This is a genomic window from Comamonadaceae bacterium OTU4NAUVB1, from assembly GCA_024372625.1.
Classification (GTDB): Bacteria; Pseudomonadota; Gammaproteobacteria; order Burkholderiales; family Burkholderiaceae_C; genus Variovorax.
The window spans coordinates 129,398-141,083 of record CP099605.1 but is presented as its reverse complement, the minus strand read 5'-3'; the positions used below and the strand labels follow the sequence as shown (position 1 = coordinate 141,083).

Annotated in this window: 10 protein-coding genes; 6 read left to right on the top strand and 4 right to left on the bottom strand. The window is 69.8% G+C overall.

Annotated features, from left to right (window positions below):
* Positions 1-46 precede the first annotated feature (46 nt).
* On the bottom strand, positions 47-1,618 hold the full coding sequence (locus NF681_04150; GenBank protein UST54411.1) for a M48 family metalloprotease: 1,572 nt from the start codon (positions 1,616-1,618) through the stop codon (positions 47-49).
* A 187-nt stretch (positions 1,619-1,805) separates the two neighbouring features.
* Between NF681_04150 and moaC the strand changes: the two genes are divergently transcribed.
* The 3 genes from moaC (at position 1,806) to NF681_04135 (ending at position 4,889) form a co-directional block, all read left to right on the top strand.
* On the top strand, positions 1,806-2,306 hold the full coding sequence (gene moaC / locus NF681_04145) for a cyclic pyranopterin monophosphate synthase MoaC (GenBank protein ID UST54410.1): 501 nt from the start codon (positions 1,806-1,808) through the stop codon (positions 2,304-2,306).
* Between the two features lie 376 nt (positions 2,307-2,682).
* A complete protein-coding gene (locus tag NF681_04140; protein UST54409.1) occupies positions 2,683-3,711 on the top strand; it encodes a glycosyltransferase family 4 protein in 1,029 nt (342 codons plus the stop codon).
* Positions 3,712-3,722: 11 nt separating this feature from the next.
* Positions 3,723-4,889: a polysaccharide deacetylase family protein gene (locus NF681_04135; GenBank protein ID UST54408.1), complete on the top strand. Its 1,167-nt coding sequence runs from the start codon at positions 3,723-3,725 to the stop codon at positions 4,887-4,889.
* A gap of 18 nt (positions 4,890-4,907) precedes the next feature.
* Here NF681_04135 and NF681_04130 read toward each other — a convergent pair whose 3' ends face one another.
* Positions 4,908-5,384 carry a peptidylprolyl isomerase gene (locus NF681_04130; protein UST54407.1) on the bottom strand — a complete coding sequence of 159 codons (477 nt, stop codon included), beginning with the start codon at positions 5,382-5,384 and terminating at the stop codon, positions 4,908-4,910.
* A gap of 176 nt (positions 5,385-5,560) precedes the next feature.
* Between NF681_04130 and NF681_04125 the strand changes: the two genes are divergently transcribed.
* Complete coding sequence (locus NF681_04125) at positions 5,561-5,794, top strand: DUF3606 domain-containing protein (GenBank protein UST54406.1); 234 nt, start codon at positions 5,561-5,563, stop codon at positions 5,792-5,794.
* 84 nt (positions 5,795-5,878) lie between these two features.
* Here NF681_04125 and glgX read toward each other — a convergent pair whose 3' ends face one another.
* Together glgX and NF681_04115 are read right to left on the bottom strand one after the other, a co-directional pair.
* On the bottom strand, positions 5,879-8,065 hold the full coding sequence (glgX, locus tag NF681_04120) for a glycogen debranching protein GlgX (protein UST54405.1): 2,187 nt from the start codon (positions 8,063-8,065) through the stop codon (positions 5,879-5,881).
* 124 nt (positions 8,066-8,189) lie between these two features.
* A complete protein-coding gene (locus NF681_04115; GenBank protein ID UST55857.1) occupies positions 8,190-8,504 on the bottom strand; it encodes a hypothetical protein in 315 nt (104 codons plus the stop codon).
* Positions 8,505-8,625: 121 nt separating this feature from the next.
* On the opposite strand from NF681_04115, the gene NF681_04110 reads away from it, so the two are divergent.
* Both NF681_04110 and NF681_04105 read left to right on the top strand, forming a co-directional pair.
* Positions 8,626-10,239, top strand: a complete 1,614-nt coding sequence (locus tag NF681_04110; GenBank protein UST54404.1) for a CHAD domain-containing protein — start codon at positions 8,626-8,628, stop codon at positions 10,237-10,239.
* A gap of 129 nt (positions 10,240-10,368) precedes the next feature.
* Positions 10,369-11,655 (top strand): YihY/virulence factor BrkB family protein, encoded by a 1,287-nt coding sequence (locus NF681_04105; GenBank protein ID UST54403.1) that lies wholly within the window; start codon positions 10,369-10,371, stop codon positions 11,653-11,655.
* Positions 11,656-11,686 lie beyond the last annotated feature (31 nt).

The window sequence follows — 11,686 nt, the reverse complement described above, 5'->3', positions numbered from 1 at the left end:
CGCTGACTTCGCTTCTGGGCGGACGGGCGGAGGCGCCCGGACGTTCCTAGCGCAATGGGGGTTCGGCCTGCTGCTCGCGCAGCAAGGTGTCGACTGTGCGCGCGCGCGCGTCGACGATCGAAGCTTCCTGATGGTCGATCGACGTGCGCGCCGCGCCGCGCGCGACGAATTCCTGCGCTGCCTTCAGCCGATCGCGCGCGGCGGCGTAGTCAAGGGTCGCGATCTGCGACTCGGCATCGGCGCGGATGGCGCGCAGGGTGTCGTTCTGCACCCCGTACAGGTTGGACAGGGCGCGCCAGGCGGTGGCGTCGCGCGGATGCGCCGACACCCATTCGCGCAGCGGCGCCAGCATGGGCACCGGCTGGCGCAGCGCGAGCGCCGCCTGGGCCGACAGCAGCATCTCCGCGCGTTCCCGGCTGCGCGCGTCCAGGCGCGCCTGGGCCTTCGGGGCGTCGCCGGCGGCGAGCGCGAGTTCGGCCTGCAGCAGGCGCGCCAGGCGTGCCGCCGCCGGGTCGTCGGCCGCGAGCACGGCCAGGCGGTCGGCCAGGCCGAGCGCCGTGCGGAACTCGCGCACCTCGCCCGCCGCCAGGGCACCCGCGTACAGCAGGGCACCCCGCTGCACGGGGGTCCGGCGCTCGAACTCGGCCCCGGAAGCCGCATCGATCCACAGGCGCATCACATCGACGCCCGGGCGCGAGAGCACGCGCGCGCGGGCGGCGACCAGGGCGTGGTCCATCTTCAGCACGCGTGGCGCGCCGGGCGTGGCGACGGGCGCGGCCCCCTCGCTGTCGTGGAACTGGAAGCGCGCCTGCATGTCCGAGATGCGCTCGCTGTTGAGCGGGTGGCTGCGCAGGTAGGGGTAGGAGCCGTTGTCGTTCAGGCGCGAGGCGTACTGCAGCTTCTCGAACATCGACGCCGCGCCCTGCGGGGCGAAGCCGGCCTGCGTCATCACGCCGAAACCCACGCGGTCGGCCTCGCGTTCCATGTCGCGCGAGAAGGCCAGTTGGTTCTGCATCAGCAGCGCCTGGCCGCCCACGATCATGGCCTGGCCGGCGTCGCCGGTTCGGCTCTTGCTCGCGGCGATGGCGCCCAGCACCATGGCCGCGAGCATCAGCGGCAGCTGCCGTCCCTGCTTGGTCATGAGGCGCGCGATGTGGCGCTGCGTGACGTGCGAGAGCTCGTGGCCGAGCACGGTCGCGAGTTCGTCGGCGCTGTCGGTGGCCGCCACCAGCCCCAGGTGCAGTCCCAGGTAGCCACCCGGCAGCGCGAAGGCGTTGATGCTGCGGTCGCGTCCCACGAGCACCAGCCAGGCGAAGCGCTCGTCGAGTTCGGGGGTGAGGTCGCCGCGTGCCCGCGCCGCCGCCATCAGCCGCTGCCAGATGGCCTGCACGTGTTCGCCGACGACCGGGTCGTCGAGGTAGTCGGGATCGCGGAACAGCTCGCGCGCGATCTGGTCGCCCAGCCGGCGTTCGGCGGCGGCCGTCATCTCGCCACCGTCGCCCATGCCCGGCAACTGCGCCCGCGCCGCCGGCATGCCGGCCATCAGCTGCGCCGCCGCCAGCACGCCGATGCCGAGGCGGCGCCAGGCACGGTGCCCAAGGAAGGCTGTCTTCTTCATGGATCGAGGAGTCGGGTTGCGGTTCGAGGCGCGGTATCGCGCCAGTTTCCCATGGCGTGGACGGCCACCCGCCGCTGCCGCCGGCATCGCCCCTGGCGACGGGTGGGCGCGGGAGGCGCCATGTTTTTATGATGCGCGACCGTCGTGAACGTTCATTCCGAACGCACCGTCACCCTGGATGATGCCCATGAGTCCCCTCACCCATTTCGACGCCCAGGGCCAGGCCCACATGGTCGATGTCGCCGCCAAGCCCGCCACCCACCGCATCGCCGTGGCCAGTGGCCGCATCGAGATGCTGCCGGCCACGCTGGCGCTCATTGCCTCGGGCACGGCCAGGAAGGGCGACGTGCTGGGCATCGCCCGCATCGCCGGCATCCAGGGCGCCAAGCGCACCAGCGACCTGATTCCGCTGTGCCACCCGCTCGCCCTCACGCGGGTGGCGGTGGACTTCGAGACCGCCGGTGGCGCGGACGACGCGGCCGGCGGGCCACCCCGCGTGAGCTGCACCGCGACCGTCGAGACGGTCGGCCCGACCGGCGTGGAGATGGAGGCGCTCACCGCCGTGCAGGTCGCCCTCCTCACCATCTACGACATGTGCAAGGCGGTGGACCGTGGCATGACGATCACCGGCGTGCGCGTGATGGAGAAGCACGGAGGGAAGTCGGGCAGCTGGACCGTCGCGCCCTAGACGAGCCCCCTGAAGTGTGGCGTGGCTGCACCAGATGTCGCAAAAGAGCGACATCCGGTACTTTGCCCGCCTCGCCACCGTGGGGCCTGACCGATCATGGTGAAGTGTCGATGAAATGTTTCGGAAACCCTAAGGTTTTCCCTCGATTCAATCCGAATGCAAAGAAACCTTAATGCTTTCGTTTAGTCTTCACGCCATTCGGGAGAAAGTAATACCAAAGGTTGCGCAAAAGTTCGCATCTTTTTCTTTTCGTTACGATTCGAAAGGAAAACGGGTGTTTACAGCGCCGTTCTTTTGGGGGGTGCGGCGCCGATGCTTTTCTCTTTTTTGTAACCCGCGAGAACATTTCGAGATCTCATAACGGAAAAAGACAAGGATGAAAATACTGATATACAGCTCAGTTTTTTATCCCGCCATCGGCGGCATCGAAAACCACACGTTGTTCCTGGCCCGTGAGTTCGTCCGGGCCGGCCACCAGGTCAAGGTGGTCACGGAGCAATCGCAGACGGGCAGCACGCCGCTGGAGAACATCGAGATCTTCCACTCCGCCGACCGGCTCAGCCAGATCCGGCTGTTCCTGTGGAGCGACATTTTCTACATGCCCAACATCACGCTCAAGGGCATCTGGCTGCTGGTCCTCAATCCGCTCAAGCGCTGGATGATCTCGCACAACGACTTCCACATCATGGAGTCGCTGGGCTTCAAGACCCGGCTCAAGAGCCTGGTCATCCGCAAGGCGACGACCAACATTTCGGTCAGCCGCAGCGTGGCCAAGGCGCTGCCGGTGTCCTCGACGGTGATCTACAACTGCTACAACGACGAACTGTTCAAGCTCTATGACAGCGAGTCGCGCACGCGCGATTTCGTCTTCGTCGGCCGCCTGGTGACGCAGAAGGGCTGCGACATGCTGATCGAGGCCTGCGGCCGGTTGCGCGGCCCCTTCACCCTGAGCATCGTGGGCTACGGTCCGGAGGCCGAGCGGCTCCAGGCCCGGGTCCGGGCGCTGGGCCTGGCCGAGCAGGTCACGTTCCTGGGCATGCTGCGCGACGAACCCCTGGCGCGGGTCATGAACCGTCATCGCACGATGATCGTGCCGTCGACCGGCAAGGAAGGTTTCGGCATCGTGGCGCTCGAAGGACTGGCGTGCGGCTGCAGGATGCTCGTGGCCGACGCCGGCGGACTGCCCGAGGCGGTCGACCGCCATGCCGAGGTGTTTCCGATGGGCGACGTGGACGCGCTGACGGCGCTCATGCAGGCCGCGCTGGACTCGCCCGCGCCCGATCCGATGTCCGAGGGCCGCAGCGCCTACCTGAGGGAGCACTCCAAGCGCAATGTCGCGCGCAAGTACCTCGACGTGTTCTCGCGCGCCCCGTCGGGGGTCGCCCTCGAACTGGGCAAGATGTAAGGACCACACCGATGCTCGCCCCCCGCAACATCGTCGATGTCGACCTGCCCGAGAAGACGCTGTGCCTGACCTACGACGACGGTCCGGGCCCGGACAGCGCGGCGATCGGGCGCTTCCTGCACGCGCACGGCGTGCGCGCCACCTTCTTCGTGGTGGGCAAGTTCGCCGTCGAGCGCCCGGAGGTGCTCGACGCGCTCCACGCCCAGGGCCACATCATCGGCAACCACACGTTCGAGCACCCGGACATGCCCTACTACGTGTCGGTCAACGGCGACGTGCGCGACCAGGTCATCCGCACCAACACCGTCATCCGCAAGTACACCCAGGACCGCCCGGTCTACTTCCGCGCCACGTACGGCAAGTGGTCGCCCGAGGTGGCCGACGAACTCAACGTGGACCCGCGCAGCTCGTACCGCCACGTCGGACCGGTGTACTGGGACATCGCGGGCATCGACTGCTACTACTGGAAGCTGGGCAAGTCCGTCGAGGAGGCCGCCGAGGTCTACCTGAAGGACATCGAGCAGAAGGGCAAGGGCATCATCGTGATGCACGACGCTATCGCCGACATGGACACCGTGGCCGCGAAGAACCGGACGCTGGAACTCACGCAAACCCTGATCCCGCGGCTGCAGGCCCTGGGCTACCGTTTCGTCGGCCTCGACGAGATCGACGATCCCCAGCTGACCTCGCCCGCGGCCGACACCTTCGGCCTCAAGGGCCACAACGGCCGGTTCCTCCAGTACGCGGAAGGCGACGACGCGGGCCTTCGCTGGGCGGGCCGCTCGATCGGCGACGACCGCGTGCGGTTCTCGATGGAAGACCGGGGCCAGGGCAAGATCGTGCTGCGCACGCCCGAGGGCCGCTTTCTGAGCGTGAACCCCGACGTCGACGAGACGGTGCGCCTGAGCGACGGTCGCGACGACCCCCACGCGCTGTTCGACAGCATCCCGGTGAACGCCTCGCAGATCATCCTGCGCTCGCACAACGGCAACTACCTGGCGTCGGAGGCCGGCAAGGCCGGCGCCCTGAAGGCCAACGCGCCCTTCATGCGCCAGGCCTGGGCCCTGACCTACGTGCCCGCCACGCGCGCCTACCTGAAACCGCCGACCCTGTCCGACCGGCTGCGCAACCTGAGGAAGGCCGCGCTGTTCGTCAAGTCGAAGGTGCTGCACGCCTGAGCGTGCGGCACCGGCGGCTCAATGGTGGTGGCCGTGCGCCCCGTGCACGTGCCGGTGCGCGATCTCCTCGGCCGAGGCCTCGCGCACGTCGGTCACCTTGAGCGTGAAACGCAGTTCCATGCCGGCGAGCGGGTGGTTGCCGTCGAGCAGCACCTTGTCGCCCTTGATCTTCTTGACGGTGAAGACCTGGGGCTGGCCCTGTTCGTCGCGTCCCTCGAGCTGGCCGCCCACCTTGACGCCCGGCGGAAATTCGCTCTTGGGGATCGTGCGCTCCAGTGCCGCGTCGCGCTCGCCGAAGGCGTCCTCGGGCCTGAGCTGCAGCGTGACGGCGTAGCCGACTTCCTTGCCCTCGAGGGCCTCCTCGATCTTGGGCAGCGTGTTGTCGTAGCCGCCGTGCAGGTAGGTCATGGGCTCCGGGGCTTCCTCGATCAGCTTGCCCTTGGCATCGGCGACCTTGTAGCGGAGGGTGATGGCGGTGTCTTTTCGGATTTGCATGGAGCGCGATTGTCCATGGACGTGCCGCGTCCGCGTTGCCGTCCGGGGCGCGGCGTCGGTGTCGGCAGACGCGCGACCGGTCCGGCCGGCCTACAGCGCGGCACGGCGCGCGGGGCTAGGTTGAACTTCCACTCCGCATCCGCGCGGCCCGTCCCGATCCTCCAGAAGGAAACTCCATGTCCGACAACGACACCCCCATCGCGCCCGACGCCACCGCGCCCGACACCATCGACGTCCAGTCCGACGCCGCGCTCGACGAATGGGCGAAGAAGCTCGACACCACGACCCAGCAGCTCAAGGACGCGGTCGCCGAGGTCGGCGATCGCGCGACCGACGTCGAGATGCACCTGAAGGGCACGCGCAGCACCACCAACACCGAGCGCGTGGAGGAAGCCGGCGGCGCGAGCTGAAACCCCCGGGCGCGCCCTGGCGGGCGCCCAGAAAAAAGGCGGTGCCGATGCACCGCCTTTTTCAATCGCCGTCCGGCGCGCCCGTCAGGCCGGCGACGTGAACACCAGCAGCGAGCGGCCGGTCACCGTGTAGCGGTGGCCCGGCTCGAAGGGCACGTCCTCCTGGACCTCCAGCGCGGTGTCGACCACGCGCGTCCAGCCCTTGTCGGCGAACGCCTCGCCGCGCGAGGGCAGCGTGAAGTCGATGGCGCCCTCCCAGGCGTTGAAGACGATCAGCACGCTCTCGTCGGCGGCCGCGCGGGGCAGCGACGACGAGGGCGCGGTGCCTTCGAGCAGCAGACCGAAGCAGCGCGTCTGCGCGTCTTCCCAGTGCAGGGCCGCCATCTCGGTCCCGTCGGGCGCGAACCAGGTCGAATCCTTGACCTGGGCGGCCTCGCTCCACTGCCCCGTCAGGAAGCGGTTGCGACGCAGCACGGGCAGCCGGCGGCGCAGGGCGGTCAGGTGCTGCGTGAACGCGCGCAAGGCCTCGCCGCGCGCGTCGATGTCCTGCCACTGCACCCACGAGATGTCGTCGTCCTGGCAATAGGCGTTGTTGTTGCCCTGCTGGGTGCGCCCGAACTCGTCGCCGGCCAGCACCATCGGCGTGCCTTGCGACAGCAGCAGCGTGGCGAGCTGGTTGCGCTGCTGGCGCGCGCGCAGCGCCAGCACGCCCTCGTCGTCGGTGGGACCCTCGACGCCGCAGTTCCACGAGCGGTTGTCGGAGTGGCCGTCTCGATTGTTCTCGTTGTTCGCCTCGTTGTGCTTCTCGTTGTAGCTGACGGTGTCGGCCAGCGTGAAGCCGTCGTGGGCGGTGATGAAGTTGACGCTCGCCCAGGGCCGGCGGCCGCGCTTGTTGAAGCGGTCGCCGCTGGCGGTCAGGCACTGCGCGAGCGCCGGCGCCATGGCCTCGTCGCCCTTCCAGAAGGCGCGCACGGTGTCGCGGAACTTGTCGTTCCACTCGGCCCAGCCGGGCGGGAAGCCGCCCACCTGATAGCCGCCCGGGCCGATGTCCCAGGGCTCGGCGATGAGCTTGACGCTGGAGAGCACCGGGTCCTGGCGGCAGCTGTCGAGGAAACCGCCGCCTTCGTCGAAGCCGTGCGCCTCGCGTGCGAGGATGGTGGCGAGGTCGAACCGGAAGCCGTCCACGCGCATCTCGGTGACCCAGTAGCGCAGGCTGTCGGTGACCATCTGCAGCACGCGCGGATGGCTCAGGTTGATGGTGTTGCCGGTGCCGGTGTCGTTGATGTAGTAGCGCGGGCCCGGACCGTCCTTGCCGTCCTCGCCGCCAGGCATCAGCCGGTAGTAGCTGGCGTTGTCGATGCCCTTGAACGAGATCGTCGGCCCCATCTCGTTGCCTTCGGGCGTGTGGTTGTAGACCACGTCCATGATCACTTCCAGGCCCTGGGCGTGGAAGCGGTCGACCATGGCCTTGAACTCGTCGATGTTCGGGCCGTCCATGTAGCGCTGGTCGAGGGCGAAGAAGCCCATCGTGTCGTAGCCCCAGAAGTTGGTCAGGCCCTTCTCCAGCAGGAACGGCTGGTTGAGGAACATCTGGATCGGCAGCAGCTCGACGCTGGTCACGCCCAGCGCCTTGATGGGCGCGATGACCTCGTCGGTCATGCCCGCGAAGGTGCCCCGGAAGTGCTCGGGCACGTCGGGGTGGCGCATGGTGTAGCCCTTGAGGTGGGTCTCGTAGAAGACGGTCTCATTCCAGGGCACGCGCACGGCATCGGTCTGCTTCCATTCGAAGCGCGAGTCGACCACCACGCACTTGGGCACGAAATCGGCGCTGTCGCGCTCGTCGAAGCTCAGGTCGCCATCGGGATGGCCGACGGTGTAGCCGAAGACCTCCGGGCCCCACTTGAGCTCACCCATGTGCGCCTTGGCGTACGGGTCGAGCAGCAGCTTGTTGGGATTGAAGCGGTGGCCCTTCATGGGCTCGTAGGGGCCGTGCACGCGATAGCCGTAGCGCGTGCCGGGCTCCAGGCCGGGCACGAAGCCGTGCCAGACCTCGTCGGTGTACTCGGGCAGCGTGATGCGCGCGGTCTCGGTGGTGCCGCTCTCGTCGTAGATGCACAGGTCGACCCGCGTCGCGTGCGCCGAGAAAAGCGCGAAGTTGACGCCCTTGCCGTTGTAGGTGGCACCCAGCGGATGGGGCACGCCTTCCTCGAGCACGAAGGACGGGGTTTCGGGGGGATCGGCGGGCTTGGAGGGGGTCGTGGAGACGGTCATGTTGGGTGGGTTGGGTTCTGGAGCCGGGACTGCGCACACTCTCGGGGAACCCGTCCGCCGCCGGCAAGGCCGTTGCCTGTAAGCGTCGTAGGCCGAAGGCACCGCCACCGGCCGGAAACCCTGCTCAGCCGTCGAGCGACGGCGTCTGCCAGCCCAGCAGTTCCGCCAGCCGCAGCACGATCCAGCGCGCCTCGGGCGTCGAGACGCCCGATTCCGGCGTGCGCAGCCCGGCGTGGATGCGCTGCAGCACCTCGTCCTCCGAGGGCACCTCCACGTGCGCCAGGATGCGCGCGTGCTCCACCAGGTGCGCCGCCAAGTCCTCGCAGACGTCGTAGCGCGCGCGCACCACGGCGATGGGTTCGCGCAGGCGCTGGCGCGACGCGTCGGTATGCAGCGCGAGGAAGGACGGCGGGATGTCGATCTGGTAGTCGTCGGTCATGGTCGCGCCATCGTAGGCGCTGTCCCGACGGGTCACGCGGCCTTTCATCAAATCCGGCGGCTCCGCGTGCGAGCATGGCCGCCCCTTTTTCTCTTCGGGCACGTCCCACCTCCCACCCTCCATGGAAATCGAGTTCAAGTTCCAGATCCCGGCCGATCGTCTCGACGCCTTGAAGGCCGACCTGCGCAGCGCACCGACGCGCCGCACGCGCCTGCGGGCGCGCTATTTCGACACCGCCGACGGCACGCTGGCCGCGCACGGCGCCGTGCTGCGCCTGCGCCGCGAAGGCGACCGCTGGGTGCAGACCGCCAAGGCGCTGGGCGACGGTCCGCTGCACCGGCTCGAGCACAACGTCGACCTGGGCGCGGCGACGGCCGGGGCCGTCCCCTCCCCCGACGTGCGGCGCCACGCCGGCACGCCCGTGGGCGCACGCATCGCACGACTGCTCGAGGAAGCCGCGCTGCCGCTGGCCGAGACCTACGGCACCGACGTCTGGCGCCTCGCGCGCGAGGTCGGGGCGCCCGCCGCGCAAGGCGGCGGCGCGACGGTCGAACTGGCGCTGGACCTCGGCCATGTCGCCGCCACGCCGGCCGCGGGCGGCGCGCCCCGGCGCTCGCCGGTGTGCGAACTCGAACTCGAACTGGTCGACGGCGACATCGCCGGCCTCGTCGCGCTGGCCCGCCGGTGGTCGCAGACCCACGGCCTCTGGCTGAGCACCGTGTCCAAGGCCGAGCAAGGCGAGCGGCTGATGGCCGGCCTCGACGCGGCGCCGGCCGTGAAGGCGCGGCCACCGCGTTTCGCGGCCGTCGCCGAGGACCCGGACAAGGGCCGGAAAAAAGGGAAGCACAAGGAAAAGGGCGAGAACGCGGCCGGGCGCGCGGGCGTGCCGGACGGCGCGTCGATCCAGCGCGCCGTCGTCGCCGCCTGCCTGGCGCAGATGCTGCCCAATGCCAGCGAGATCGCCGCCGGACGGGCGTCGGCCGAGGTCGTGCACCAGCTGCGCGTGGGCATCCGCCGATTGCGCACGGCATTGCGCGAGCTGCACGCGCTCGGCCCCGGTTTCGATCCCGCCTGGGAGCCGCCCCTGGTCGAGGCCTTCCGTGGACTGGGCGCGCGCCGCGACCGGGAACTGCGCGCCGAGAAGCTCGTCCCGAGGCTCGAAGCCGCCGGTGCGCCGCCCGCCCTGCTGGAGGCCGAGTCCATCGACACGCCGGCGCCCGTCGCGCTGGTGCGCGCGCCGGCCTTCCAGGGCGTCCTCGTCGACCTGATCGGCTTCGCGGCCGGCGCCACGCCCCCGCCGTCCGCCGATGGCACGACGGCGCTCGACGCCGCCGAAGCCCGCCACACCCTGGCGCGGCGCCTGCGCAAGCTGCACCGGCGCCTGGTCGCGGACGCGCGGGATTTCGACACCCTGGACGCCGAGGCGCGCCACGGCGTGCGCAAGAAGCTCAAGCGCCTGCGCTACCTGAGCGAGTTCGTGGCACCGCTGTTCGACGCAAGGGATGCCGAACGCTACCTGGCGCACCTCGCGCCGGCCCAGGACGCCCTGGGCGAGGCCAACGACGAAGCCTCCGCGCTCGCGGCCTTCCGCACCGCCGCCGCGCGCGACCCGCGCGCCTGGTTCGCGGTCGGCTGGCTCAGCGCCCGGCAGGACGCCGCCGCGAAGGCCAGCCAGCGGGCGCTGCGCAGGATCGCCGGGGCGCCGAAGTTCTGGAAACACGGGGCCCGCCGGTAGGCGCGTCCGGCGGAATGCGCGTTCGCACGGTCGCCGGCTGACAAGAAGCGCTCACGTCGTCCGGCGCCCGTGTCGGCGCTCAGGCTCCTAACGTGACGGTCCCACGCCGACATACCAGGAACCCGCGCCATGCCATCCGCCCCCTCCGTTCCCGTGCCCACCGGACCGGGCTCCTCCTCCGCCGCCGCCAAGGGCTCGAAGGTCAAGTACTTCTACGACCTGGCCCGCAAGGCCGTCATGGCGTGGATCGACGACCTTGCCCCGAGCATGGGGGCGGCCATCTCCTACTACACGATGTTCTCGCTGGCGCCGCTGCTGGTGATCGTCATCGCCGTGGCCGGCGCGATCTTCGGGCGCGAGGCGGTGCAGGGCGAGATCGTGACGCAGCTCCAGGGCCTGATCGGCCGCGAGGGCGCCGTCGCCGTGCAGGGCCTCATCAAGAGCGCCGACGAACCGGCCAAGGGCCTGATCGCCAGCCTCATCAGCATCGCGGTGCTGATCGTCGGCGCGACCACCGTGTTCGGCGAACTGCAGAGCTCGCTCGACCGCATCTGGCACGTGCCCGAGCGCGAGAAGCCCAGCGGCGTCTGGGGCCTGCTGCGCGCGCGCGTGCTGTCCTTCGGCCTGATCCTGGGACTGGCCTTCCTGCTGATGGTGTCGCTGCTGGTGAGCGCGAGCGTGGCGGCCTTCGGCGGCTGGGCCGGCGGCCTGCTGCCGGGCTGGGAACTGCTGCTGCTGGGCCTCAACACCGTGGTGTCGATCGGCATCACGACGGTGCTGTTCGCGATGATCTTCAAGCTCATGCCGACGGTGCGGATCGAATGGCACGACGTGTGGATCGGCGCGATCGTCACGGCCGTGCTGTTCGAGGTGGGCAAGACGCTGATCGGGCTCTACCTTGGCAAGAGCGGCGTCAACGAGTCCTTCGCCGCCGCCGGCTCGCTGGTGGTGCTGCTGGCCTGGGTCTACTACGCGGCGCAGATCTTCCTGCTGGGCGCGGAGTTCACCAAGGTCTACGCCAACGAGCACGGCTCCATCGCCGGCACCAAGGCCACCGCCGCCACCCAGGCCGTCGCGGCCGTGAAGGAAGCCGGCACGGACGCGGTTCCGGGCGCGGCGCCGCACGAGACCGCGCGCTCGGCCCTGGCGGCGACGGGCGCCGCTGCGGCGTCCGGCGCCGCCGGCGGCGCGTCCCTGTCGATGGACGCCGAGGCCGTGCGCCGCACCACCCAGGCGCAGCGCGAGGTCGAGGAACGCCTGCGCCTGGCCACGACCACCCTCGCCCGCCAGGTCATCCTGCTGGGCGCGGCGAGCTTCGCCACCACGGTGGTGATGCACTGGGAGAAGCGCCAGCGCCGCGCGGCGCGCCAGGGCCACAAGGCGATCGCCACGCTGAAGAAACAGCGCCGGCGCTGAACGGGCGACGCGGACGGCGCGCCGCGTCCCG